Raw genomic sequence first — 24,405 nt, 5'->3', positions numbered from 1 at the left:
GGCAACGGTCGGGCGGGCGCCCGTGACCTTGCCGTGGACCTTCCCCGAGGGGGCTCCCGTCGCCTTGCCGGGGTCTTTCGTGGGCGCCTTCGTGCCCGTCGCCTTCCCGGGGCCCTTCGCGGGCGCGTTCCCCGAGGGTGCTCCCGTCGCCTTCCCGGGGCCCTTCGTGGGCGCCTGTCCTGAGGGTGTGCCCGTCGCCTTCCCGGGGCCCTTCGTGGGCGCCTGTCCTGAGGGTGTGCCCGTCACCGTGCCGGGGCCCTTCGTGGGCGCCTTCCCCGAGGGGGCTCCCGTCACCGTGCCGGGGCCCTTCGTGGGCGCCTTCCCCGAGGGTGAGCTCGTCGCCTTCCCGGAACCCTTCACGGGCACGTTCCCGGATCCCTCCACGGCCGCTTTTCCCGGAGCGTTCCCTGGCTTCTTCCCGGCCCCCTGAACCCGGCCCTTCCCAGGAGCCTTCCCGAGAGCCTTGCCAGGGGCCTTCTCAGGGTCACTCCCGGAAGTCTTCCCCGGTGCGGTTCCGGCGCCGGCGTCCGATGACGGACCGGGCGCCGGCGTCGTGTCCGCCGTCGCACCAGCCACCGCCCCCGCCGTCGCACCAGCCACCGCCCCCGCCGTCGCACCGGCCATCGAGCCGGCCATCGAGCCGGCCGCCGAGCCGGCCATCGAGCCGGCCGCCGAGCCGGCCGCCGAGTCGGCCATCGAGCCGGCCATCGAGGCGGCCACCGACCCCGCCGCCGAGCCGACGGCCCCCGCCGAGGTGCTCGGCGGCGGCGGAGAGGGCGTGCCCTGCGCTCCGTGAGCGACCGGCACGGCGCCCGCCGCCAGCCAGCACGCGAACACCGGACCGAGGGCCCGTGTCCCTGCCCTGCGGAGTCCTGGAGTCACCGCGTGACCCCCCTCCCGTACCGAGCCGCCGAGGTTTCGACTCAGCGTCACATGACGGGACACATCCGGCATCCCGGACATGTGAGGGGGGTGAGAGCAGCGGCGAGGCCGGTGCGGGCGGTGCCGGTTACTGCGGCGGGTTGCCCGTCGAGACCTTCAGCGTGAACTCCGCGTTCTCCTCGGTCGCGTCCTCGCCTGCCGGCGGGTACTGCTCCAGGACGGTGCCCTCGCCGTAGGTGGCCTCGTCGACCGGTGTCTGCGTGACGATCTTCCAGCCGGCGGCCTGGACGCACGCCTTCACGGACTGGATGTTCTTGTAGGTGAAGTTCGGGATCTCGAACTTCGCCGGGTCGTCGCGCGACTCGGTCGGCTCCGTGCACTTCTTCGGGTCGATGGTCTTGGTGAGGTCCGGGCCCTTGTGTCCGGGCGCGGCCGTCTGGCCCTGGCTCGGGTCGTCACCGCCCGCGGTGGTGTTCGGGTCGTCCTCCTTGAGGGAGAGCGCCATGATCACCCCGCCGACCGCGATCAGCGCCACGACGATCGCGCCCACGATCATCGGCATGTTCCGCCGGGACCCGCCGGAGCCGCCGGAACCCCCGCTCACGGGCGACGCCGAGGGCTGGGGCGTCATCGTGTACGGCCCCGGGGCGGGCGTCTGATAGGCGGGGGCGGGCGTCGGGGCCTGCTGCGGGTATCCGTACGAGGGCGCGGGGGCCGGCGTCGGAGCACCGTAGGGGCCCGGCTGCGGCGTGGGCGCCTGGTACGGCTGCTGCACGCCGTGCGTGGACGGCGGCGGGGTCTGGCCGACCGGCGGGAAGACCGCCGAGCCCACGCCCGCACCGCTGCTCACGGGACCGCCCGCGACGATCACCGGTGCGCTCGTCTGCCCCGCCGACAGCACCCGCAGGCACTCGTCCTGCATCGCGGCCGCGCTCGGGAAACGCTCGTTCGGGTTCTTCTTCAGCGCGCGGGCGACGAGCGCGTCCATCGCCGGGGTCACCGAGCGGTTGATGGAGGAGGGAGCGACCGGCTCCTCCTGCACATGCGCGTACGCGATGGCCAGCGGCGAGTCCGCGTCGAACGGAAGACGGCCGGTGAGCAGCTGGAACAGCATGATGCCGACCGAGTACAGGTCGGAACGGGCGTCCACCGCGCGGCCGAGCGCCTGCTCGGGGGAGAGGTACTGGGGGGTGCCGACGACCATGCCGGTCTGCGTCATCGAGGTGACACCGGACTGCATGGCGCGCGCGATGCCGAAGTCCATCACCTTGACGACGCCACGCTTGGTCATCATCACGTTGCCGGGCTTGATGTCGCGGTGGACCAGGCCCATCTCGTGGCTGGTCTCCAGCGCGGCCAGCACGTCGGCCGTCACCTTCAGCGCCTTGTCGGCCGGCATCGCGCCGAACTGCCGCACGTCGGAGGCGAGCACCGAGCCGAGCGGCTGCCCCTCCACGTACTCCATGACGATGTACGGCATGACCGCGCCGTCGAGGGTGTCCTCGCCGGTGTCGAAGACCGAGACGATGTTGGTGTGCGACAGCTTGGCGACGGCCTGCGCCTCACGCCGGAACCGCTCGCGGAACGACTGTTCCCGGCCGAGTTCGGAGTGCAGGGTCTTGATGGCGACCTGGCGGTCGAGGGCGCTGTCGTAGGCCAGGTACACCGACGCCATTCCGCCCTCGCCGAGCAGGTCGCGAAGCTGGTAGCGGCCGCCCGCGACCGAACCGCCCGCGTAGCGGCCTTGTGCGCCGTCCTGGCTCATTCGTGCTTCCCCCTACGCGCGCGCGGCGGCGCTGATCCGGAATTTCCTGGCCAAGTCTGCCCCAGGGCACCGACACGTCAAGCCAGGTGCCCGTTCCGTGACCCTCAGCACAAGAAGCGTCTCGGAAGCGTTACAGGAACCGCATGGAATTTGCGTCCGTGTACACGGAACGGGTTGGATGGCCGGTCCATCTCGGACCGTGCTGTCGGACGAAGCCTGTAGCGTGACGGGAAAGACGTGACGGCAAGGCACGGCAAGACACATGACGGCGAGGACTGATGGCACCCGAATCCGAAGCAGGCGGTGGCGGTGTGTCGGACGCCGGTGCGGAGTCCTGGGGCATCGGCGGAGTGGTCGGTGACGGACGCTACCGCCTGACCCACCGTCTGGGCCGTGGTGGCATGGCCGAGGTGTTCGCCGCCGAGGACGTCCGCCTGGGCCGTACGGTCGCCGTCAAGCTGCTCCGCGCCGACCTCGCCGAGGACCCGGTCTCCAAGGCCCGCTTCACGCGCGAGGCGCAGTCGGTCGCCGGGCTCAACCACCATGCCATCGTCGCGGTCTACGACTCCGGCGAAGACGTCGTCGGCGGCCAGTCCGTTCCGTACATCGTGATGGAGCTGGTCGAGGGCCGCACGATCCGCGATCTGCTGATCAGCGCCGAGGCGCCGGGGCCCGAGCAGGCCCTGATCATCGTCTCGGGCGTGCTCGAAGCGCTCGCCTACTCCCATCAGCACGGCATCGTGCACCGGGACATCAAGCCCGCCAACGTCATCATCACGCACAGCGGTGCCGTGAAGGTGATGGACTTCGGCATCGCGCGCGCCCTGCACGGCGCGCAGTCGACGATGACCCAGACCGGCATGGTCATGGGCACGCCGCAGTACCTCTCCCCCGAACAGGCTCTCGGCAAGGCCGTGGACCATCGTTCGGACCTGTACGCCACGGGCTGCCTGCTCTACGAACTTCTCGCGCTGCGGCCTCCGTTCACCGGCGAGACGCCCCTCTCGGTGGTGTACCAGCACGTCCAGGACACGCCGGTGCCGCCGTCCGACGTGACACAGGCGTCGCCGCCGGAGCTCGACGGGCTCGTCATGCGCTCGCTGGCGAAGGATCCGGACGACCGGTTCCAGAGCGCCGAGGAGATGCGCGCCCTCATCCAGTACGGCCTGCAGATGCTCCAGCAGCAGGGCAGCCACACCGGCACGTGGAACACGGGCCCGGTGGAGGTGCACGAGGGCGGTCACACGCCGGTCGGCGGTGTGGCGGCGACGGCCGCGCTCGGCCACCCGATGCACCACGAGACCTCGCAGGGGCCGATCCTGCCGCCGATGAACCCGGACGACGGCGGGTACGACGGTGGTCACGGCGGGGCATACGCCCACGGGGCCGGCGGCAGGCGCGGTCGCGGCAAGATGTGGCTGTTCGTGGCGCTCGCGCTGATCGCGATCGTGGCCGGTGTCGCCTACGCCGTGGACAAGGCGGGCGGCAACGGCGGCGGTACGACGGACAAACCGACCGTCACCAACTCCCCGTCCACGGTCTCGGACTCTCCGACTCCGTCGGACGAGCCCACGCCGGAGACGCAGGAACCGGACACCTCCACGGGCGGCGGTCAGGACACCTGGGTGCCCCCCACCAAGCCCTCGTACCGGCCGTCGACGCCGAGCACGCCCTCGGGCGATCCGTCGACCCCGCCGACCGACCCGACCGACGGCGGCACCGACGACGGTGGGACGACGGAGGGCAACACCGACGAGGGCACCACGGAGGGCAACACCGACCAGGGCACGTCGACGGGCACCTCCACCGGCACGACGACGGGCAACACCAACACCGGTACGTCGACCGGCACGTCGGCCGGTACGACGACGGGCAACACCAACACCGGTACGTCGACGGGCACGTCGGCCGGCACCACGGCGGGCACCACGCCCTGACGGAGCCGCCTCACCCCGTGAACGCGTCGCGCACCGCCTCGTATTCGCGGGTCCACCACACCACCAGGGCCGACGCCGCGGGGAACTGCGCGTCGGCCCTTCGGTCGTGGAGCTGGTAGCGCCAGCGCAGTATCCAGAAGTCGTTGAGCCGCTCCCACCACACCCGGTGCACCGCGGCCGCCAGTTCGGCGCCGTCCGCGCCCGCCGCCCGCCGGTAGGCCCGCGCGTACGCCCGTACCTTCCCCAGCTCCAGCTCGCCCGCCGGCCGTACGAAGAAGATGGCGGCGGCCCGGACCGCCTCCTCGGCCCGTGGCTGGACGCCGAGGCGGTCCCAGTCGACGATCGCGGCCGGCTCCGCGCCCCGGTAGAGCAGGTTCAGGGGGTGGAAGTCGCCGTGCACCCAGCCGGCCGCGGCGGCGGGCGGGGGGCGGCGGTGGGCGTGCTCGGCGAGAAGGACACGGCGCTCCAGCAGGCGGTGCTCGGCGAGCTCGTCGAAGCCGTCGCGGGGGTGCCGGGCGCGGGCGAGGCGGAGCAGATCGTCGATGACGCGGAAGGTGTCGGCGGGGCGGGCGCTCTCGTACTCCTCCCCCGGCGGCGGAGACTCCATCACCTGCTCCAGACAGGTGTGCACGTGGCCGAGGAGGGCGCCCAGGCGGCGGGAGCCGGCGGCGGAGAGCTGGGCGCCGTCGCGGTGACGGCCGTCGACCCAGGGGTGCAGGGCGTAGCAGCGGCCGCCGATCACGGCGACCGTACGGCCCGCGGAGTCGGCGAGCGGCGGGGCGACGGGCAGGCCCAGGGCGTGCAGGCGCTGCGTGGCCCGGTGCTGTCGGCTGATCGTGTCCCGGTCGGCGGTCGGGGCGTCGAGATGCTGCTTCAGGAAGTAGGCGCCACGGGTGGTGGCGAGGCGGTAGCCGCGGTTGAGGAGGCCCTGGGAGACGGGTTCGCAGGAGAGCGGCTCGCCGGCGTCGCGGTAGCGGCGCAGCAGGGCACCGAGGGGTGGAGCGAGCGTTTCAGATGAGCGCGGCACTCACCAAATGTTAGATCACGCTACGTGGTGAAGGTGTCGCGCTTCGGAAGGCCCCGGAGAGTGCGCGGAGTCCGCCCCGGCGGCGCGCTCGGCAGGGCGGTCGGCGCGGGCTTCGGCGCCGTCCGTGGCACGCGTCTCGGTGCGCGTCTCGGTGCGTGGCTCCGTACGGCTATCGGCCGTGTAGTCGAGGGCGTGCACGGTCACGAACCGCGGCTCGACGCGCATGTAGACCGGCTCGAAGGGAGCGCCGTCCACGATCCTCGGCGCCGGCCCGAAGGCCGCGAGCTGCTCCTCGGTCGGCTCGACGACCTCGGCGGTGCCGGTGAACTGCACGGACCAGAGATGGTCGGCCCCGGAGTTGAGGTTGTCCGCGCCGTAGGCGACCACGCTGCCCTGGCAGGCCCGGTGGTAGCCGAGCCCCCGGTGCATCCGGAGCAGCACACGGCCGTCGGCCACGATGTGCCGGGCCGGTGCGACGAAGGGCATCGCCCGCATGCTCGTCGCCACCCGCCCGTACGACACGCGGCGCAGCAGCTCGATGGCGCGGATCTCCTCGGTGGACATGGGCTCCACTCTCCGCCACCGGCGCCGCGTCGCGAAAGGGGCCCCCTGACCCGCCGGTTCGGGACATAGGTCCCGGATCGGCGCTCCCGAGCCGATCAGCGGCGCTCGGCCTGCATGCGGGCCACGTACGCCGCGGCCTGCGATCGCCGCTCCATGCCCAGCTTGGACAGCAGGCTGGAGACGTAGTTCTTGATCGTCTTCTCGGCGAGATGGAGCCGCTCCCCGATGGCCCGGTTGGTCAGACCCTCGCCGATCAGGTCCAGGATCTTGCGCTCCTGTTCCGTCAGGTTGGCGAGCCGGTCGTCACCCTTGGGGCTGTTTCCGTCGCGCAGCCGCTCCAGCACGCGGGCGGTCGCCACCGGGTCGAGCAGGGACTTGCCGGCGGCCACGTCGCGTACCGCCGAGATGAGTTCGCTGCCGCGGATGGCCTTGAGGACATAACCCGAGGCACCGGCCATGATCGCGTCGAAGAGCGCCTCGTCGTCGGCGTACGAGGTGAGCATCAGACACTTGATGGCGTCGTTCCGCGACCGGACCTCGCGGCAGACCTCGACCCCGCTGCCGTCCGGCAGCCGGACGTCGAGCACGGCCACGTCGGGGCGGGTCGCGGGGATCCTGACCAGGGCGTCCGCCGCCGTACCGGCCTCACCGACGACCTCGATGTCGTCCTCCACGGAGAGCAGCTCGTGGACCCCGCGCCGGACCACTTCGTGGTCGTCCAGCAGAAATACCCTGATTTTTCCGTCTTCGCGCACGGGGTCAGTCTCACATATTGGCTCTTCCCGTGCCCGGGGTGGCCGGGATAACGTGCCCGTGTTCCGGCGGCCCTCAAAGCTGTTGCCAACGCGCTGACCAGCTACTGCTCCCCTTTTTCGCGACCTTTTCGAGATTTACTTGGAAATCCAAGCAAAATCGCAGGTCAAATGGGGTTTCGCAGGAATGCGGCGCACTGGGTAACGTGCCTATGACAGGGCGCTCGCCGGGGCACCTGTCACGCCCGACCCCGGCCGAGTCGCACCCCACCCCGTGCGCGGGCACGGAGAAGGCGAGCCGCACTGGCTGCCCGGCGAACCCGGGGGCCGGACCGACGGAGGAGCACGCACGTGACCGTGGAGAGCACTGCCGCGCGCAAGACGACGCGACGCAGCAGCGGCACCAAGCGCACTGCCAGCGCGAGCGTCAAGAAGGGGCAGGGCGCCGAGCCCGAGCTCGTTCAGCTGCTGACGCCCGAAGGGGAGCGCGTCCAGCACCCCGAGTACGACATCGACCTGAGCGCCGACGAGCTGCGCGGCCTCTACCGGGACATGGTCCTCACCCGCCGCTTCGACGCCGAGGCCACGGCCCTGCAGCGTCAGGGCGAGCTGGGCCTGTGGGCGTCGCTGCTCGGCCAGGAGGCGGCGCAGATCGGCTCCGGGCGCGCGCTGCGCGACGACGACTATGTCTTCCCGACCTATCGCGAGCACGGTGTCGCCTGGTGCCGTGGGGTCGACCCGACCAACCTGCTGGGCATGTTCCGCGGTGTGAACCACGGAGGGTGGGACCCGAACAGCAACAACTTCCACCTGTACACGATCGTCATCGGCTCGCAGACCCTGCACGCCACCGGCTACGCCATGGGCGTCGCCAAGGACGGTGCCGACTCCGCCGTGATCGCGTACTTCGGCGACGGAGCGTCCAGCCAGGGCGACGTGGCCGAGTCCTTCACCTTCTCGGCGGTCTACAACGCCCCGGTCGTGTTCTTCTGCCAGAACAACCAGTGGGCGATCTCCGAGCCCACCGAGAGGCAGACCCGGGTTCCGCTCTACCAGCGCGCGCAGGGCTACGGCTTCCCCGGCGTCCGCGTCGACGGCAACGACGTCCTCGCCTGCCTGGCCGTGACCCGCTCCGCCCTGGAGCGTGCCCGCCGCGGCGAGGGCCCGACCCTGGTCGAGGCGTTCACCTACCGCATGGGCGCGCACACCACCTCCGACGACCCGACCAAGTACCGGGCCGACGAGGAGCGCGAGGCCTGGGAGGCGAAGGACCCGATCCTGCGGCTCAAGGCGTACCTGGAGAAGGCCGGCCACGCCGACGCCGCCTTCTTCGAGGAGCTGGAGACGGAGAGCGAGGCGCTCGGCAAGCGCGTCCGCGAGGCCGTCCGTGCCATGCCCGACCCGGATCACATGGCGATCTTCGAGAATGTCTACGCCGACGGGCACGCGCTCGTCGACGAGGAGCGCGCGCAGTTCGCCGCCTACCAGGCGTCCTTCGCGGACGGAGGGGCCGAGTAATCATGGCTGTACAGAAGCTTCCCCTGGCCAAGGCGCTCAACGAGTCGCTCCGCACGGCCCTGGAGACCGACCCCAAGGTCCTCATCATGGGCGAGGACGTCGGAAAGCTCGGCGGTGTCTTCCGGGTCACCGACGGGCTGCAGAAGGACTTCGGCGAGGACCGGGTCATCGACACCCCGCTCGCCGAGTCCGGCATCGTCGGCACCGCGATCGGCCTGGCCCTGCGCGGCTACCGGCCCGTCGTCGAGATCCAGTTCGACGGTTTCGTCTTCCCCGCGTACGACCAGATCGTCACGCAGCTCGCCAAGATGCACGCCCGTGCCCTCGGCAAGATCAAGCTGCCGGTCGTCGTCCGCATCCCGTACGGCGGCGGCATCGGCGCGGTCGAGCACCACTCCGAGTCGCCCGAGGCGCTCTTCGCGCACGTGGCCGGCCTGAAGGTCGTCTCGCCGTCGAACTCCTCCGACGCGTACTGGATGCTCCAGCAGGCCATCCAGAGCGACGACCCGGTCATCTTCTTCGAGCCCAAGCGCCGCTACTGGGACAAGGGCGAGGTCGACACCGAAGCCATCCCCGGCGAGCTGCACAAGGCCCGGGTGGCCCGCGAGGGCACCGACCTCACGCTCGCCGCGTACGGTCCGATGGTGAAGGTCTGCCTGGAGGCCGCCGCGGCCGCCCAGGAGGAGGGCAAGTCGGTGGAGGTCCTGGACCTGCGCTCGATGTCCCCGATCGACTTCGACGCCATCCAGACCTCGGTCGAGAAGACCCGCCGTCTGGTCGTGGTCCACGAGGCCCCGGTCTTCTACGGCTCCGGCGCGGAGATCGCCGCCCGGATCACCGAGCGCTGCTTCTACCACCTGGAGGCCCCCGTCCTGCGGGTCGGCGGCTACCACGCGCCGTATCCGCCGGCGCGCCTGGAGGAGGAGTACCTGCCGGGCCTGGATCGCGTGCTCGACGCCGTCGACCGCTCGCTGGCGTACTGAGGAGAGCATCGTGACGATCCGCGAATTCAAGATGCCCGACGTGGGCGAGGGCCTCACCGAGGCCGAGATCCTCAAGTGGTACGTCCAGCCCGGTGACACGGTCACCGACGGGCAGGTCGTCTGCGAGGTCGAGACGGCCAAGGCGGCGGTCGAGCTGCCGTGCCCCTTCGACGGTGTGGTGCACGAGCTGCGCTTCCCCGAGGGGACGACGGTCGACGTCGGCGAGGTGATCATCTCGGTGAACGTCGGCGGCGGTACGGCGGAGGCCGAGGCCCCGGCCCAGGCACCGGTCGAGGCTCCGGCCGCCGAGGAGCCGGCCGAGGAGGAGCCCCAGGGCCGTCAGCCGGTCCTGGTCGGCTACGGCGTGGCCGCGACCTCCACCAAGCGCCGCGCCCGTAAGGGTGTGCCCGCCGCACCCGCCGCACCCGCCGCACCCGCCGCACCCGCCGCTTCGGCACCGGCCACCGCCACCGCGCCGGTCTCCGTACCGGAGCAGCTCAACGGGCACGGTGGCCCCGCCGCCACCCGCCCGCTGGCCAAGCCGCCGGTGCGCAAGCTGGCCAAGGACCTCGGGGTGGACCTGGCGACGGTCACGCCGACCGGTCCGGACGGGATCATCACCCGCGAGGACGTCCACGCGGCCGCAGCCCCGGCACCGGCCGCCGCGGCACCCGCCGTCGAGGCCCCGGCAGCGGCTCCGGCCGCGGCCCCCACGCCCGCCGCCGCCTCCGTGGCGTCGACGGACGCGCGGGAGACCCGTGTCCCCATCAAGGGCGTACGGAAGGCCACGGCGGCGGCGATGGTCGGCTCGGCCTTCACCGCGCCGCACGTCACCGAGTTCGTGACCTTCGACATCACGCGCACGATGAAGCTGGTCGAGGAGCTCAAGTCCGACAAGGACATGGCGGGCCTGCGGGTCAACCCGCTCCTCCTCGTCGCCAAGGCCGTCCTGGTCGCCGTGAAGCGCAACCCGGAGATCAACGCGGCCTGGGACGAGGCGAACCAGGAGATCGTGCTCAAGCACTACGTCAACCTGGGTATCGCCGCGGCCACCCCGCGCGGTCTGATCGTGCCGAACATCAAGGACGCGCACGCCCAGACCCTGCCGGAGCTGTCGCGCTCCCTCAGCGAGCTGGTCGCCACCGCCCGCGAGGGCAAGACGACCCCGGCGGCCATGCAGGGCGGCACGTTCACCATCACCAACGTCGGCGTCTTCGGCGTCGACACCGGTACGCCCATCCTCAATCCGGGCGAGTCCGCGATCCTCGCGGTCGGTGCGATCAAGCTCCAGCCGTGGGTCCACAAGGGCAAGGTGAAGCCACGTCAGGTCACCACGCTCGCGCTCTCCTTCGACCACCGCCTGGTCGACGGCGAGCTCGGCTCCAAGTTCCTGGCGGATGTCGCCGCGATCCTGGAACAGCCGAAGCGGTTGATCACCTGGGCGTAGCAGCCCGGTCACGTCGTTTCACGTGAAACGCCCGGCCGAGCCGGTCGGCGAGGGGCCCGGACGCCTATGGGTGTCCGGGCCCCTGCCGTTGCCCGGCGAGCCGAGGGACGGCGTCGCGTCCGGGCCCGCGGCCGTTCCGTTCTGTCCTGTGTGTCGCCGTACCCCGTCCGCGATGCGGACAGCGCTCCCTGTTGCACCCCTGTTGTATCTAAGCTGTGCGCATGCCTTCCGCGCCCGCAGCAGCCGACCGCGTCTACACGCACGTCAAGCAGGCCGTCCTGGACCGCCGTTACGAGGGCGGGACGCTGCTCACCGAGGGGGAGCTGGCCCTGGCCGTCGGGGTGTCCCGGACGCCCGTGCGCGAGGCGCTGCTCAAGCTGGAGATGGAAGGGCTGCTCAAGCTCTACCCCAAGAAGGGCGCCCTGGTGCTCGCCGTCTCCGCGCAGGAGATCGCCGACGTCGTGGAGACCCGGCTGCTCGTCGAGGAGTTCGCCGTGCGCCGGGCCGTGCCCGCCTCGCCGGCGCTGATCGCCCGGCTGGAAGAGCTCTTGGAGGAGCAGAAGCGGCGGGCCGAGGCCGGGGACCTCGCCGAGGTCGCCGTCACCGACCGCTGCTTCCACGCCGAGATCGTCCAGCACGCCGGCAACCAGATCCTCGCCCGCCTCTACGACCAGCTGCGCGACCGTCAGCTGCGCATGGGCGTCGCCGTGATGCAGTCCCACCCGGACCGCATCGCCAAGAACATCACCGAGCACGCCGAGATCCTGGAGCGGATCCGGGCGGGCGACGTCGAGGGCGCCGCCGCCTGCGTCCGGCAGCACCTGAGCTGGGTCAAGGTCCTGGTCCGGGGTGAGGCACGGTGAGCGGACGTGGATTCGGATCCGCCGTCACCCTCCCCGGTGACCCGCCCGGGGGCAGGCGCGCCGCCCTCGTCTGGGGCGTCGGCGTCGCCGTCTACTTCGTCGCCGTCATCTTCCGTACGTCACTGGGCGTCGCCGGCCTCGACGCAGCCGACCGCTTCGACGTCAACGCCTCCGCCCTCTCCACCTTCTCGATCCTCCAGCTCCTCGTCTACGCGGGCATGCAGATACCCGTCGGCCTGCTGGTCGACCGGCTCGGCACCAAGAAGGTGCTGACGCTCGGCGTCGTCCTCTTCACCCTCGGGCAGCTGGGCTTCGCGCTCTCCCCCTCGTACGGCATGGCGCTGGCCTCCCGCGCGCTGCTCGGTTGCGGCGACGCGATGACCTTCATCAGCGTGCTGCGGCTCGGCGGCCGCTGGTTCCCCGCCCGGCGCGGACCGCTGATCGCCCAGCTCGCCGGTCTCGTCGGGATGGCCGGCAACCTCGTCTCCACCCTCGTCATCGCCCGGCTCCTGCACGGTGTCGGCTGGACCGCCGCCTTCGCGGGCAGCGCCGTCGCCGGTGTGGTGGTCCTCGTCCTGCTGCTGATCTTCCTCAAGGACCACCCCGAGGGCCACGAGCCCACGCCCGTCGCGCACGCCGGTGCCACGTACGTCCGCCGGCAGATCGCGGAGTCCTGGCGGGAGCCGGGCACCCGGCTCGGCATGTGGGTGCACTTCACCACCCAGTTCCCGGCCATGGTGTTCCTGCTGCTGTGGGGGCTTCCGTTCCTCGTCGAGGCACAGGGGCTCTCGCCCGAGACGGCCGGGGGGCTGCTCACCCTGGTGGTGGCCTCCAACATGGTCGTGGGGCTGGTCTACGGCCAGATCATCGCCCGGCACCACGCCGCCCGCGTACCGCTGGCGCTCGGCACCATCGCCGTGACCGCAGCCCTGTGGGGAACCACCCTCGCCTTTCCCGGCGACCACGCCCCCATGTGGCTGCTGGTCACCCTCTGCACGGTCCTCGGCGCCTGCGGACCCGCCTCGATGATCGGCTTCGACTTCGCCCGCCCGGCCAACCCGCCGGAGCGTCAGGGAACGGCCTCGGGAATCGTCAACATGGGTGGTTTCGTCGCCTCGATGACGACCCTGCTCGCGGTCGGCGTCCTCCTCGACGCCACCGGCGGCAACTACCGGATCGCCTTCTCCTCCGTCTTCGTCCTGGAGACCCTGGGCGTCGTGCAGATCCTGCGCCTGAAGGCCCGTACGGCGAAGCGCGAGCGTGAACGCCTGGTCGCCAGCCGGGTGGAGGTCGTGCACGTGCCCGTGTGAACGGGGCGCCCGAGGGTGCCTACCGGGGCGTCACCGTGAAGTGGTCCAGGATCGCCGCCGCGAGGTCCAGGTCGCCCTCGGTCTTGACCCGGTCGGCCACGTCGGCCGGCCGGACCCTGCCGCACGCCAGACGGACGTACGTCTCCCAGTCCATCGCCAGCGTCGCCGCGGGCCCCAGCGACGGCGCGCCATCGACCGAACCGCGTCCCTCCGCGTCCACCCGGACAGTCCGCAGGAACTCCACGGGCCCGTGCACGTCGAGGACGACCGCCGAGTTCGTGGGCGCGCCCGCGTCCTTGGCGACCACCTTCGGCAGCGCTTCGAGCAGGACGTCACGGGTGACCAGGGCGGCGGGGGAGTCGAGGTTGCCCGGCCGGCCCAGCGCGGTGCGCAGATCCTGCTCGTGCACCCAGACGTCGAAGGCGCGCATGCGGTAGGCCAGTTCCAGGGTCTGCTCGGCGCCCAGGGGGGCGCGGACGAGCTGGTCCGGCTTCCGGTTCTCGTTGCGGAGCATCCGCGCCCGGCGGATCAGGACGTACTCGAGCTCCGAGGTCATCTCGGGTGCGGTGTGGTGCCGGCGCACATCGACCTGCATCTCCATGTAGCGCGCGAAGTCACTGCGTACGTGGTAGAGGTCGCGGGGCAGGGAGTGGATGGGACGCGGGTCGCCCAGCATCTCGCACTCCATGCCGATGACATGGGACACGATGTCGCGCACCGACCAGCCCGGGCACGGTGTCGCGCGGTTCCATTCGCCTTCCACGAGCGGCTGCACCAGCTCGGATATCGCTTCGATGGAGTGGGTCCAGGCGTCGGCGTAGGTCTGAAGGCTGGGATGGACGGTCACGGGACCCCTCGGCGGTTCTGCGGTGCGCGGGCTGAAAACAAGACTGCTTGGGAGGCTCGGACGCTAAGTTACGCTGCCCGAAGGCACCCCGGCAGTGCTTTCGTGTGACGATCGTAGGCCCGTGTTGACGACTCGAATGCCAGGACGGTGGTAGTGTGCGCGCCTCGCTGATCCAGATCGCAGTAAACCCGGAGGAATCGGTCGAATCCCGCCGTGCGCGGGTGGCCGGTCTGGTACGGGAGGAGCGCGGCGCCGCGGATCTCGTCGTGCTGCCGGAGCTGTGGCCGATGGGGGCGTTCGCGTACGAGTCCTTCGCGGCGGAATCGGAGCTGCTGAAGGGGCCGACGTTCGAGGCGATGGCGGCCGCGGCCCAGGACGCGGGGGTCTGGCTGCACGCCGGGTCGGTCGTCGAGGCGGTGGGCGGCGCGCTCTACAACACGTCGCTCGTCCTCACACCGGAGGGCGAACTCGCCGCGAGTTATCGCAAGATCCACCGTTTCGGCTTCGACAAGGGCGAGGCCGTGATGATGGCGGCGGGCGAGGAGCCGGTGACGGTCGCCCTGCCCGGCCTGACGGTGGGGGTCGCCACCTGTTACGACCTGCGCTTCCCCGAGCTCTTCCGGGGTCTGGTCGACGCGGGCGCGCAGGCGTTCGTCGTCCCGGCCGGCTGGCCGGCCCGCCGCCGCGAGCACTGGACCGTGCTGGCACGGGCGCGGGCCGTGGAGAACCAGGCGTACATGCTGGCCTGCGGCACGGCCGGCACGCACGCGGGCGTGGAGCAGGCGGGGCACTCGATCGTGGTGGACCCCTGGGGCGAGGTCATGGCGGAGGCGGGCCCGGACGAGGAGATCCTGCGGGTGGAGCTCGATCCGGCGAAGGTGACGACGACCCGGGACCAGTTCCCGGCCCTGAAGGACCGCGTCCTGGGCGTGGCGAAGCCGAGGCGGCCCTGAGCCGCTGACGGGGCGGACGCCTCGGTCGCCGGGGGGCCGGGGCTCCCCGGACGGGCCTTGGTCCCCGGGCCCCCGGGCTCCGGCCCCTGGCTACCCAGGGCACCCGCACCGGCCCCGTCGCCCGGCCGTCCCCCCGGCACCGTCCGCGAGCCCTGGGCCCTCGCCCCCGGGCTCCCGGCACCGCCCCATGGGGCCCTCCGGCACCCGGGCACCGGCCCCTGGGTCCGCAGGGCCCCATCGGGCCCCCGGCCGCCCTCGGCACCGTCCATGAGGCCCTCAGGCCCTCTCCCGTCCGTGAGCCCCCTGGGCACCCGGGCACCGGCCCCTCGGGCACCCGGGCACCCGGGCACCGGCCCCTCGGGCACCGGCCCCTCGGGCACCGGCCCCTCGGGCACCCAGGCCCGGCGGGCCCTAGGCCCGCACCGGCCCCAGGCCCGCACCGGACCTGGGCCCTCGTCCCCCGGGCCGTCGTCCCCCGGCCCCCGGGGCACGGTCCGTCCCCCGCTCCCCCCGCCTCGCCCTCAGACCGCTATCGCGTTCAAGGCCGCCCGGGACGGTTCCGCCGTCGAAGCCGCGGGGGCGTACTCGCGCCAGGCCGCCGCCAGTCTGCGGACCGCCTCCGTCAGGACGTCCGGGGGCAGCAGGAAGTGCAGGCGCAGATGGCCGGTGCTGCCGCCCAGCGCGTCCATCGTGGCGCCCGGGAGGACGGCCACCCCGTGGCGCAGCGCGACCTGGGCGAAGGCCACGCCGTCGCCGTACGGGAGGCGTACCCACACCGTCTGGCCGCCGGTGGCCGGAGCCCAGGTCCACGACGGCAGCTGCCGGGCCAGCTCCGCCAGCAGCCGGTCGTGGCCCGCGCGCAGGGTCCGTACCCGGTCGGCCACGATCGCGTCGAAGTCGTCGAGCAGCCGCGTGGCCACCAGTTGCGCCGGGACGTCGGACCCCAGGTCGTGGATGGCCTTGAGCCGGGCCAGCCGCGCGACGAGCCCCGCGGGCCCCCGCACCCAGCCGATCCGCAGCCCGGCCCACACCGCCTTGCTCAGCGAGCCGACCCCCACGACCTCGCCGAACGACGACAACGGCCGTGGCGCCCGCCCGGGTTCGAACGCGAGATCGGCGAGCACCTCGTCGTCGACCAGCGGCACCCCGAGCGCGTTCGCCGCCTCGACGAGACGGCGGCCCGGCAGCGGCGGAAGAACGGTCCCGGTCGGATTCTGGAAACGCGGCACCACATACGCCAGGGCAGGCCGGTGACGCTCCATCAGCCGGATCGCCTCCGCCACGTCCACCCCGTCCGCCCCCACCGCCACGGGGTACGGCACCGCCGCCGCCTCGCGGAACAGGTCGAGCGCCCCCGGATACGTCGGCGCCTCGACGAGGACCCCGTCGCCGGGCGCCACGAGCAGCCGGGTCAGCAGCGAAAGCCCCTGCTGGGCGCCCGTCGTGACCAGGATCTGCTCCGGATCGGTCGGCACGCCCCGTTCCGTGTACCGCCGTGCGATCGCCGCCCGCAGGCCCGCGAGACCCGCCGGGTGATAGCCGAGGTCGTCGTCCGGCAGGGTGAGCGAGGCGTACGCCCGCGCCAGCTCCGGCGGCGGGCCCACCGGCGCCGCGCAGCTCAGCAGGATCACGTCGTCCGGCGTCTCGAGCAGGTGCAGGAAGAGCGGATTCGACGTCTCCCTGACCCGGGGGCCGGGAGCGAGCGCGGCGGACGCAACCCGCGTGCCGCTGCCCTGCCGCCGCACGAGCCGCCCCTCCTGGCGCAGCGTGTCGTACGCGGCGACGACCGTCGTACGGCCCACCGCGAGCGCGGCGGCGAGCCGCCGGTCCGGCGGCAGCGGGGCGCCCGCCGGGAGCAGCCCCTCGTCGATCAACTGCCGGAAACGGGCCGCGAGGAGGAGATACAGCGGCCCCCGCCCGGCGGACCAGCGGCCGAGCCGGGCGACAAGGTCGTCCACGGAGAGAGAGATTGGTTCCATCGACGGACCAATCTGCCGCGATTGGTTCTGTAGGGGCAAGGGGATTGTCCACAGACTGGCGATCATGATGGACGACAACGACACCGCAGCGCTCCGCCCCGAAACCCTCGCGGTCCACCCCCCGCAGCCGCGGATCAGCGGCAGCACGCCACTCGGCGTCCCCCTCCACCAGGGGCACGTCTTCGCCTTCGACAGCGCCGAGGCGATGGCCGACGCCATCCACACCCCCGGCACCTTCCTCTACAGCCGCCTCGGCAACCCCACCGTCCGCGCCCTGGAGGAAGCCGTCGCCCGCCTGGAGGGCGGCGTCGCCGGCCTCTCCTTCGCCTCCGGCATGGGCGCCATCAACGCCGTCCTGCTCGGACTGCTGTCCTCCGGCGGCCATGTCGTCGCGCAGAGCTGCCTGTACGGCGGTACGTACGCGGTCCTCAGCGACCTCGCCGAGCGCTGGGGCGTCGAGGTCACGTACGTCTCGGGGACGGACCCGGAGGAGGTCCGCCGCGCCCTGCGGCCCGAGACGCGGCTGCTCTACCTGGAGACCATCGCCAACCCGACGACCCGCGTCGCCGACCTTCCCGCCCTGATCGCCGTCGCGGCGGAGGCGGGCGTCCCGACCGCCGTCGACAACACCTTCGCCTCGCCGCTCCTCTGCCGGCCGATCGAGTTCGGCGCGGACGTCGTCATCCACTCCGCGACCAAGTACCTCGCCGGGCACGCGGACGTCCTCGGCGGCATGGCCGTCTTCCGGGACGCCGAGCTGTACGGCCGTATCCGCCGCTACGCGATCGAACAGGGCGCCTCCACCGACCCGTTCGCGGCCTGGCTGACGCTGCGCGGCATGCAGACCTTGTCGCTGCGCATCGAGCGGCAGTGCGCCACGGCCCTCGACCTGGCCGAGCGGCTCGCGAACCACCCGGCGGTCGCCGCCGTACGCCACCCGGCGCTGCCCGGGCACCCTGATCAAGCCGTCGCACGGCGTCTGCTGCCGAACGGCGGCGGCGGGGTGATCTCCTTCGACCTCGCGGGCGGACGCGAGGCGGGCGGTACGTTCGTCGGCGCGGTACGGGTGGCTTCGCTGAGCCTCTCCCTCGGCGACGTGAAGACCCTCGTGATGCACCCCGCCTCCACCTCCCACCGCCAACTGGACGCGGCCGCCCTCGACACGGCGGGCATCGGACCCGGGACGGTACGGGTGTCCGTAGGCATCGAGCACGTCGAAGACCTGTGGGCGGACCTGGAACAGGCGCTGGAGCGGGCGGCGAAGGCGGCCTGAGCGGCGACCGGAGGCGGGCGGACGGCGCCGGGCGGACGATCCGGGCGGCTTTACCCGTCCAGCCGGGGCCGGGGCGGCTTGCCCCGTCCGACCGGGGCGGGGGCGGCTCTACCCGTCCGCTCTCGGGTGTCCTGCTCCTGCTCCTGCTCCTACCCCTCCCGCTCGCGTTCGGACATCCGGATCACACACACCGCCACCGCGATCAGCAGCGCCGCGTCGGCGTCCTCCCGGACCACGTTCACGGCGTACGTGTCCCGGACGTGGAACCACTGCCGGGAGATGTGGGCGAGGAGTTCACCGTCGTACTCGACGGTGAACTCCCGGTCCAGGATCCTGCCGCTGACGTCCAGCTCCGTGCCCTCGGCCAGCGTGACGCGGTAGTGGTTGCGGAGCAGCGAGAGACGCTTCCTGCGGATGGTGGCGAGCGGCCGGTCGTCCCTCTCGAGGGTCATCGCGTCCCGCAGACTGAACACCTTCTGCCGCAGCGTGACCAGGACCCGCCCGTGAGGGTCCTTCAACTCCAGGGTGTCGCGCAGCCGCAGGGCTTTGCCGTCGACGAGGAAGGCGTGGTGGCCGTTCTCGTCCTCGATCCAGTAGTCGTCGCCGATGGCGAAGATTTTGTCCCGTACGAGATATTTCATGGCGTCAGGGGTTCCCCGCCCGCGCCCGCTTCACGCAGGACCGAAGTAGCGGATGAACGGGTCGGCGGTGACGCCCAGCACATCGCCGAAGGGCGCGTTCAGCTGGTGGATCAGCAGCACCGTGAAGGCGATGAAGCCGGCCAGGCCCATCACCATCACCACATGGGTGACATTGCGCCGGATGCCGAACAGGAACATGAAGGCCGGCGTCAGCGCACCGCCGATGAGCAGACCCGTCCACAGGACCGGTGACAGCCTTTCCTGGGCCGCCGCCTCCCGGCCGCGCCGGGCGTCGTCCACGTAGCCGAGTTGGGCGACCATCTCCTGGGCGGCGATCTGCTGGGACGTCGAGGCCGTCCTGTCCACCTCGCCGGCGGAGCGGAGCCGGTCGAGCAGGCTCCAGCCCGTCGTGCCCAGGGGGCGGCCGGCGGCCAACAGGGGCCATTCGACGTCGACGACGTGGGTGGCGTACGAACGGGCCGCGGCGCGCACGGGTCCGCGCCGGTCCTCCGGGAGAGAGGCGGCCAGCAGATAGGTCTGGTGCAGGGCGCTCGCCTCGACCTGGACGTGGTCGGCGGCGGCGGAACGGTTGTCCCAGACGGAGACGAGGCAGAGACCGAGCACCACGGCGTAGAGCACCGAGACCATCATCGCGATGTACTCGGCGACGCTCGCGGGGCTCCTCGTCGTCCGCGACCGGGAACAGCTTGGTCTTGACGACCACGGCGAGGGCGGCGAGCAGGGCCACGCCGAGCACGATGGCGATCGTTTCCAGCAGTGCCATGGTGTCTCCCGTGGGGCGGCGTGGTCAGCGTGGGCGGGAGCCGAACAGGGCGGCCGCGATCGCCGCCGGGATCAGGATCAGCAGGAGGATCAGAACGACCCCCATCTCGGGGAGTTCACGGGAGCGGCGACGGAGCCGGGGGAGGAGCCCTTCGTCGTCAGCGGGAGCGGGGACGCGGGTGTCCGGGACGCGTCCGGGGGGCTGGTCGGGGCCCAGGGCGGGGAGCTGGGCAGGGACCTCGGCCGGGGGTCGGCCGACGGGTACGTCGGCGGGGGCGCGGGCGACGCCTGGGGTGGCCGGGTCGGCGGGCGGTGCTCCTGGCGGCGCCGCCGGCCCGGCCACCGCCCCGGGGGCGGCTGCGGCATCCGGGGCGCCGGGGGCGGCTGCGGCATCCGGGGCGCCGGGGGCGGCTGCCGTACCGGTACCGGTACCGGCGGCATCCGGGGCGCCGGGGGCGGCTGCGGCACCGGTATCGGCACCGGCGGCACCCGGGGTGCCGGGGCCAGCTGCCGCACCGGCAGCACCCGGTGCGTCTGCGGCACCGGCAGCAGCCGGGGCACCCGGGGCATCTGCGGCACCGGCAGCACCCGGTGCGTCTGCGGCACCGGCAGCATCCGGGGCGCCGGGGGCACCGGCAGCATCCGGGGCGCCGGGGGCACCGGCAGCATCTGGGGTGCCGGGGGCAGCTGCCGTGCCGGCACCGGTATCGGTACCGGCGGCATCCGGGGCATCTGCGGCACTGGCAGCACCTGGGGCATCTGCGGCACCCGGGGCGCCGACGACTGGGGCGGCCCCTGCGGCATCCGGGCCACCCGGGGCAGCTGCCGCACCGGCCCCGGCGTCGGCAGTACCCGGGGCGCCGGGGGCAGCTGCCGCACCGGCACCGGCGTCGGCAGTACCCGCGCCCGCCGCCCCCGCCACACCCGCCACATCCGTTCCTGCCGGCGCGCCCGGCACCCCGCCCGCGACCGCACTGGCCCAATCCGGTGGTCCTGCGGGGAGCGGCGCAGGGGCAGCGTCCACCGCCCCCGGCGTCGTCTCCACCGGCGTCGGGGCCTCGCTGACCCCCGTGTACCCGGAGCGGGCGGTGGCCGTGAGCCGTCGCTGTAGCGAGGGAATGGTCCCCACCGCCTGCGCCGTACCCCCGTGGTGGCCCTCCTCGGCCGGGAACCTGGCCGTGCACACCAGGGAGGCCAGGGCCGCGAGGGTGTGGCTCGGGCAGCGCAGGGTCCCGGCCGGGGCGCCGGGGTCGGTGACATGGACGTCGTGGAGATCGGCTTCGCCACGATTGACCAGGTGGTACCGCTTCTCGACGATGCCCCCGGCCCGTACGGCGGGCGGCAGGGGCCCGATGTCGCCGACGGTGCTCACGGTGACGGTCAGCTGCAGGGCGCCGTCACCCGCCCCGCCCGCCCGCGCCGCCGGAACGGGAAGGAGGAGGACCACCGCCAGGAGCGACAGCCCGGCACGCCGACGCAGCATGACACCTCACCCACCGCTCTCAGCCGGAAGGACGAATAATCAGATGATCTGCCCGCCATGGTGGCCAGTCCGACAGCACATGCCATGGGCAAGACACGCCCTCCCTCCCCACCCGGCCCTCGGTTTCACCCGTACGGCACCCCTGGAGCCATGAACGACTCCGCGTCTGCCTCCCACCGCGCCCGCGCCCGTGTCCGCGCCCCCGAGCTCGTCGGGTCGTGCGGCTCCGGGGTAGGCCGACTTCCGGAGCGACAGGCCCGGCAGGACGCGGCGTCGGACGTCCAGGTGCTCGTTGCTCACGAACTCGCGCAGAGCAGCTTCATTCCACTCGACCACCCCGGCCGAGCAGTCATCGGGCTCAGCCTGACCGGTGGATCCAGGGCTCTTGGCCCGCACGAGGGGCATCCGTAGGGGCAGGGCTGACCAGTACCAGGCCCGCGCGGCGCCCGCTCGCTCAAGGTCCGTGCCGGTCCGCAGGTACCCGAGCAGCGCGGATTGGACGCGGCTGTGTCCGAACGCGTTCAGAGCCGGCTCGATGAAGCCACGGTTGGAACTCGGGTCGGGATCATGGACGGCCGCGTTGACGAGTGCGCCGAACGCTGCCTCGGACAGGTCCATGCCCTGGCGGTTGCCTCACGCAGCGCCGCCCGAGCGCGGTGCTCCCAGGTCGGGGGTCCACCCGGCTGAGGCTCCAGAGCGACGGCGAGCCCGAGGATCCGGACGACCTCCTCCAGACACGTGGCGAATGGCTCCCGCTTGTCCTCGGTGCGGTCCTGCAGCGCCATGAAGCTCTGTTCCGCCCGCGCCGTCTCACCGGCAGGCGTCTCGTTCCCGTCCGCAGCCAGTCGTCGCCCCCCCAGCCGTACGCGCGTGATCCGGTGTGCATGCCGGATGGCAAGCTTGAAGCATGAACGATGCCGCCCCGGCGCCCACCCCCGCGCCCGCGCCCCGCCGTGCCCGTGTCCGCGCCCCCGAGCTGATCGGCAAGGGCGGCTGGCTCAACACCGGAGGCAAAGAGCTGACCCTCGCCGACCTGCGAGGTAAGTGCGTTGTCGTAGATTTCTGGACCTTCTGCTGCATCAACTGCCTCCACGTCCTCGACGAGCTGCGCGAGCTGGAGGAGCAGCACCGGGACACCCTCGTGATCGTCGGCGTCCACTCGCCGAAGTTCGTGCACGAGGCCGACCACCAGGCCGTCGTCGACGCCGTCGAGCGCTACGAGGTGCACCACCCGGTCCTCGACGACCCGGAGCTCACGACCTGGAAGCAGTACGCCGTACGGGCCTGGCCGACGCTCGTCGTCATCGACCCCGAGGGGTACGTCGTCGCCCAGCACGCCGGCGAGGGGCACGCCAACGCGATCCGTACCCTCGTCGAGGAGCTGGAGGCCGAGCACGGCGCCAAGGGGACGCTGCGGCGCGGGGACGGGCCGTACGTGCCGCCGGAGCCGGTCGCCACCGATCTGCGGTTCCCCGGCAAGGCGGTCGTCCTGCCCTCCGGCAACCTCCTCGTCTCCGACACCACCCGTCACCAGCTCGTCGAGCTGGAGCCGGACGGCGAGAGCGTCGTACGGCGGATCGGGGACGGGGAGTTCCGTGAACCGCAGGGACTCGCCCTGCTCCCCGACGGCAAGGTCGTCGTCGCCGACACCGTCCACCACGCGCTGCGCACGTTCGACCCGGAGACCGGTGCGATCGAGCTGATCGCCGGAACCGGCCGCCAGTGGTGGCAGGGCTCCCCCACCTCGGGGCCGGCGCTCGATGTCGACCTGTCCTCGCCGTGGGACGTGGCCTGGTGGCGGGGCAAGGTGTGGATCGCCATGGCCGGTGTCCACCAGCTGTGGACGTACGACCCCGAGACCGGAACGGTCGAGGTCGCGGCCGGTACGACCAACGAGGGACTGGTCGACGGGCCGGCCGCCGAGGCGTGGTTCGCCCAGCCGTCCGGGCTCGCCGCCGCCGAGGAACGGCTGTGGATCGCCGACTCCGAGACCAGCGCCCTGCGCTGGATCGACACCGACGACGTCGTGCACACGGCCGTCGGCACCGGGCTCTTCGATTTCGGCCACCGCGACGGCGCCGCCGGCCAGGCCCTCTTCCAGCACCCGCTGGGCGTCACCGCCCTGCCCGACGGGTCCGTCGCCGTGAGCGACACGTACAACCACGCGCTGCGCCGTTACGACCCGGCGAGCGGCGAGGTCACCACCCTCGCCACCGATCTGCGCGAGCCGAGCGACGCCGTCCTGGTGGGCGACGACATCGTCGTCGTCGAGTCGGCCCGGCACCGGGTGACGAGGCTGCGGCTGCCGGAGGAGGCCGTGCGGGTCGAGTCGGTCGCCCACCGCACCCGGCGCGAGGCCACCGAGATCGCTCCCGGACGGCTCCGCCTCGACGTCGTCTTCCAGGCGCCGACGGGCCAGAAGCTGGACGAACGGTACGGTCCCTCGACCCGGCTCCTCGTCTCCTCGACCCCGCCCGAGCTGCTGCTCGGCGGCGAGGGCACGGGCACGGACCTCTTCCGGGAGCTGGACCTCAACCCCGAGGTCGGCGAGGGCGTCCTGCATGTCTCCGCGATGGCGGCGTCCTGCGACGACGACCCGGCCAACGAGTACCCGGCCTGCCATGTCCACCAGCAGGACTGGGGTGTCCCGGTGACGGTGACGGAGAACGGCGCCGCCCGGCTGCCGTTGATCCTCGCGGGCATGGACGCCTGACACACCGGACAGCCCTACGGGAGGATCCCCTGGTTCATGGACGGGCGGCCCGCCGCGCCGTCCAGGCAGCCGGCCACCCACGCCTCCGGGGCGTGGACGGCCCGGTCGCCGCCCATGCCCCGGCGTTCCATGGCCACGCACTCGCCGGCCAGCAGGGCGCGGGTCCGTTCCCCCGTCATGTCGTACTTCCGGATGCGGACGGCCTGGAGATAGCCGCCCTCGTACGCGATGTCCGTGCCCCACGGTGGCCGTTCGCCGTACTCCGTGATGACGTATGCCGCCACCCCCGTGCCGAGCAGCACGGCGGTGGCGGCGCAGGCGACGAACTTCCGTAGTGGTGGGCCCTCGTGACGAACCATGAGAAGGACGGTGTCAGGAAGGGCCTTTCCCGGATGTTTCGTCTGTCGGCGCGTCAGAAGCCGCGGTCGCGGCGGTCGTCGTCCACCACCGTGGGGGCGACAGGTGGTACGACGGCCCGCCGGCGCCGCGCGATGCTGGTGAAGGTCGCCGTGCCGATGAGACCGACCGCCATCATGATCAGTCCCACCAGGTCGAGGTTGACGCCGTCGAGTTCCCAGTCCGTGGCGAACGTGAGAATCGCGCCCACGGCGATGAGGATGATGCAGCCTCCCAGGCCCATGGATCCCGCCTCCTAGTGGGGTTGTCGGAATCGGGTACCCGGGTC

Annotated in this window: 22 protein-coding genes and 1 pseudogene; 13 read left to right on the top strand and 10 right to left on the bottom strand. The window is 72.4% G+C overall.

The annotated features are described in order from the left end of the window. Positions 1-22: 22 nt before the first annotated feature. Both ABZY12_RS04700 and ABZY12_RS04695 read left to right on the top strand, forming a co-directional pair. Entirely contained in the window at positions 23-430 is a 408-nt protein-coding gene (locus tag ABZY12_RS04700) for a hypothetical protein (protein ID WP_356887124.1), read from the top strand. 123 nt (positions 431-553) lie between these two features. Beyond that, the gene (locus tag ABZY12_RS04695; RefSeq protein ID WP_356887122.1) at positions 554-796 is read left to right on the top strand and encodes a hypothetical protein; all 243 of its coding nucleotides are present in this window, start codon (positions 554-556) and stop codon (positions 794-796) included. Between the two features lie 213 nt (positions 797-1,009). Here the strand turns inward: ABZY12_RS04695 and ABZY12_RS04690 are convergent, their stop codons facing one another. Then, positions 1,010-2,647, bottom strand: coding sequence for a protein kinase (locus ABZY12_RS04690; RefSeq protein WP_356887120.1), 1,638 nt, complete (start codon positions 2,645-2,647; stop codon positions 1,010-1,012). 278 nt (positions 2,648-2,925) lie between these two features. Here ABZY12_RS04690 and ABZY12_RS04685 point away from each other — a divergent pair, with 278 nt between their 5' ends. Further along, the gene (locus ABZY12_RS04685) at positions 2,926-4,584 is read left to right on the top strand and encodes a protein kinase (RefSeq protein WP_356887118.1); all 1,659 of its coding nucleotides are present in this window, start codon (positions 2,926-2,928) and stop codon (positions 4,582-4,584) included. Between the two features lie 10 nt (positions 4,585-4,594). On the opposite strand, the gene ABZY12_RS04680 is transcribed toward ABZY12_RS04685, so the two are convergent. The 3 genes and pseudogenes from ABZY12_RS04680 to ABZY12_RS04670 form a co-directional block, all read right to left on the bottom strand. Further along, positions 4,595-5,611 carry a phosphotransferase gene (locus tag ABZY12_RS04680; protein ID WP_356887116.1) on the bottom strand — a complete coding sequence of 339 codons (1,017 nt, stop codon included), beginning with the start codon at positions 5,609-5,611 and terminating at the stop codon, positions 4,595-4,597. A gap of 174 nt (positions 5,612-5,785) precedes the next feature. Then, positions 5,786-6,175, bottom strand: a pseudogene (locus ABZY12_RS04675) (pyridoxamine 5'-phosphate oxidase family protein); the annotation flags it as partial. A 95-nt stretch (positions 6,176-6,270) separates the two neighbouring features. Continuing rightward, complete coding sequence (locus tag ABZY12_RS04670) at positions 6,271-6,930, bottom strand: response regulator transcription factor (RefSeq protein ID WP_356887114.1); 660 nt, start codon at positions 6,928-6,930, stop codon at positions 6,271-6,273. Between the two features lie 348 nt (positions 6,931-7,278). Here ABZY12_RS04670 and pdhA point away from each other — a divergent pair, with 348 nt between their 5' ends. From pdhA to ABZY12_RS04645, 5 genes are all read left to right on the top strand, one after another. Then, positions 7,279-8,445: a pyruvate dehydrogenase (acetyl-transferring) E1 component subunit alpha gene (gene pdhA, locus ABZY12_RS04665; RefSeq protein WP_356887112.1), complete on the top strand. Its 1,167-nt coding sequence runs from the start codon at positions 7,279-7,281 to the stop codon at positions 8,443-8,445. 2 nt (positions 8,446-8,447) lie between these two features. Further along, positions 8,448-9,428 carry an alpha-ketoacid dehydrogenase subunit beta gene (locus ABZY12_RS04660; RefSeq protein WP_356887110.1) on the top strand — a complete coding sequence of 327 codons (981 nt, stop codon included), beginning with the start codon at positions 8,448-8,450 and terminating at the stop codon, positions 9,426-9,428. A gap of 31 nt (positions 9,429-9,459) precedes the next feature. Next, positions 9,460-10,875, top strand: coding sequence for a dihydrolipoamide acetyltransferase family protein (locus ABZY12_RS04655; RefSeq protein WP_356887650.1), 1,416 nt, complete (start codon positions 9,460-9,462; stop codon positions 10,873-10,875). Positions 10,876-11,096: 221 nt separating this feature from the next. Next, positions 11,097-11,738 (top strand): GntR family transcriptional regulator, encoded by a 642-nt coding sequence (locus ABZY12_RS04650; RefSeq protein WP_356887108.1) that lies wholly within the window; start codon positions 11,097-11,099, stop codon positions 11,736-11,738. Further along, a complete protein-coding gene (locus ABZY12_RS04645; protein ID WP_356887106.1) occupies positions 11,735-13,048 on the top strand; it encodes an MFS transporter in 1,314 nt (437 codons plus the stop codon). The genes ABZY12_RS04650 and ABZY12_RS04645 overlap by 4 nt, the downstream gene beginning before the upstream one ends. 19 nt (positions 13,049-13,067) lie before the next feature. On the opposite strand, the gene ABZY12_RS04640 is transcribed toward ABZY12_RS04645, so the two are convergent. Continuing rightward, a complete protein-coding gene (locus tag ABZY12_RS04640) occupies positions 13,068-13,895 on the bottom strand; it encodes a maleylpyruvate isomerase family mycothiol-dependent enzyme (protein WP_356887104.1) in 828 nt (275 codons plus the stop codon). Between the two features lie 155 nt (positions 13,896-14,050). Here ABZY12_RS04640 and ABZY12_RS04635 point away from each other — a divergent pair, with 155 nt between their 5' ends. Then, the gene (locus ABZY12_RS04635) at positions 14,051-14,848 is read left to right on the top strand and encodes a carbon-nitrogen family hydrolase (protein WP_356887102.1); all 798 of its coding nucleotides are present in this window, start codon (positions 14,051-14,053) and stop codon (positions 14,846-14,848) included. A gap of 521 nt (positions 14,849-15,369) precedes the next feature. Here ABZY12_RS04635 and ABZY12_RS04630 read toward each other — a convergent pair. After that, positions 15,370-16,806, bottom strand: a complete 1,437-nt coding sequence (locus ABZY12_RS04630; RefSeq protein ID WP_356887100.1) for a PLP-dependent aminotransferase family protein — start codon at positions 16,804-16,806, stop codon at positions 15,370-15,372. A gap of 85 nt (positions 16,807-16,891) precedes the next feature. Between ABZY12_RS04630 and ABZY12_RS04625 the strand changes: the two genes are divergently transcribed. Then, a complete protein-coding gene (locus ABZY12_RS04625; RefSeq protein ID WP_356887098.1) occupies positions 16,892-18,100 on the top strand; it encodes an aminotransferase class I/II-fold pyridoxal phosphate-dependent enzyme in 1,209 nt (402 codons plus the stop codon). Positions 18,101-18,249: 149 nt separating this feature from the next. Here the strand turns inward: ABZY12_RS04625 and ABZY12_RS04620 are convergent, their stop codons facing one another. Together ABZY12_RS04620 and ABZY12_RS04615 are read right to left on the bottom strand one after the other, a co-directional pair. After that, the gene (locus tag ABZY12_RS04620) at positions 18,250-18,741 is read right to left on the bottom strand and encodes an LURP-one-related family protein (protein WP_356887096.1); all 492 of its coding nucleotides are present in this window, start codon (positions 18,739-18,741) and stop codon (positions 18,250-18,252) included. Between the two features lie 30 nt (positions 18,742-18,771). Continuing rightward, positions 18,772-19,380: a hypothetical protein gene (locus ABZY12_RS04615; RefSeq protein WP_356887094.1), complete on the bottom strand. Its 609-nt coding sequence runs from the start codon at positions 19,378-19,380 to the stop codon at positions 18,772-18,774. 16 nt (positions 19,381-19,396) lie between these two features. On the opposite strand from ABZY12_RS04615, the gene ABZY12_RS04610 reads away from it, so the two are divergent. From ABZY12_RS04610 to ABZY12_RS04600, 3 genes are all read left to right on the top strand, one after another. Then, the gene (locus ABZY12_RS04610) at positions 19,397-20,635 is read left to right on the top strand and encodes a hypothetical protein (protein WP_356887092.1); all 1,239 of its coding nucleotides are present in this window, start codon (positions 19,397-19,399) and stop codon (positions 20,633-20,635) included. A 147-nt stretch (positions 20,636-20,782) separates the two neighbouring features. Further along, complete coding sequence (locus ABZY12_RS04605) at positions 20,783-21,046, top strand: hypothetical protein (RefSeq protein WP_356887090.1); 264 nt, start codon at positions 20,783-20,785, stop codon at positions 21,044-21,046. Between the two features lie 868 nt (positions 21,047-21,914). Beyond that, a complete protein-coding gene (locus tag ABZY12_RS04600; RefSeq protein ID WP_356887088.1) occupies positions 21,915-23,720 on the top strand; it encodes an NHL domain-containing thioredoxin family protein in 1,806 nt (601 codons plus the stop codon). Between the two features lie 14 nt (positions 23,721-23,734). On the opposite strand, the gene ABZY12_RS04595 is transcribed toward ABZY12_RS04600, so the two are convergent. Together ABZY12_RS04595 and ABZY12_RS04590 are read right to left on the bottom strand one after the other, a co-directional pair. After that, a complete protein-coding gene (locus ABZY12_RS04595) occupies positions 23,735-24,079 on the bottom strand; it encodes a hypothetical protein (protein ID WP_356887086.1) in 345 nt (114 codons plus the stop codon). A gap of 53 nt (positions 24,080-24,132) precedes the next feature. Further along, positions 24,133-24,360 (bottom strand): DUF6458 family protein, encoded by a 228-nt coding sequence (locus ABZY12_RS04590; RefSeq protein WP_356887085.1) that lies wholly within the window; start codon positions 24,358-24,360, stop codon positions 24,133-24,135. Positions 24,361-24,405: the final 45 nt, after the last annotated feature.

It is taken from the genome of Streptomyces sp. NPDC006551 (assembly GCF_040611675.1).
Lineage (GTDB): Bacteria > Actinomycetota > Actinomycetes > Streptomycetales > Streptomycetaceae > Streptomyces.
This window is presented reverse-complemented; position numbering and strand designations above follow the sequence as displayed.

Coding starts and splice junctions, on each gene's coding strand:
- ABZY12_RS04660 (WP_356887110.1), top strand. CDS start 8,448: ATGGCTGTACAGAAGCTTCCCCTGGCCAAGGCGCTCAACGAGTCGCTC.
- ABZY12_RS04620 (WP_356887096.1), bottom strand. CDS start 18,741: ATGAAATATCTCGTACGGGACAAAATCTTCGCCATCGGCGACGACTAC.
- ABZY12_RS04690 (WP_356887120.1), bottom strand. CDS start 2,647: ATGAGCCAGGACGGCGCACAAGGCCGCTACGCGGGCGGTTCGGTCGCG.
- ABZY12_RS04685 (WP_356887118.1), top strand. CDS start 2,926: ATGGCACCCGAATCCGAAGCAGGCGGTGGCGGTGTGTCGGACGCCGGT.
- ABZY12_RS04600 (WP_356887088.1), top strand. CDS start 21,915: ATGAACGATGCCGCCCCGGCGCCCACCCCCGCGCCCGCGCCCCGCCGT.
- ABZY12_RS04590 (WP_356887085.1), bottom strand. CDS start 24,360: ATGGGCCTGGGAGGCTGCATCATCCTCATCGCCGTGGGCGCGATTCTC.
- ABZY12_RS04655 (WP_356887650.1), top strand. CDS start 9,460: ATGCCCGACGTGGGCGAGGGCCTCACCGAGGCCGAGATCCTCAAGTGG.
- ABZY12_RS04625 (WP_356887098.1), top strand. CDS start 16,892: ATGATGGACGACAACGACACCGCAGCGCTCCGCCCCGAAACCCTCGCG.
- ABZY12_RS04650 (WP_356887108.1), top strand. CDS start 11,097: ATGCCTTCCGCGCCCGCAGCAGCCGACCGCGTCTACACGCACGTCAAG.
- ABZY12_RS04605 (WP_356887090.1), top strand. CDS start 20,783: ATGGACGTCGTGGAGATCGGCTTCGCCACGATTGACCAGGTGGTACCG.
- ABZY12_RS04610 (WP_356887092.1), top strand. CDS start 19,397: ATGTACTCGGCGACGCTCGCGGGGCTCCTCGTCGTCCGCGACCGGGAA.
- ABZY12_RS04595 (WP_356887086.1), bottom strand. CDS start 24,079: ATGGTTCGTCACGAGGGCCCACCACTACGGAAGTTCGTCGCCTGCGCC.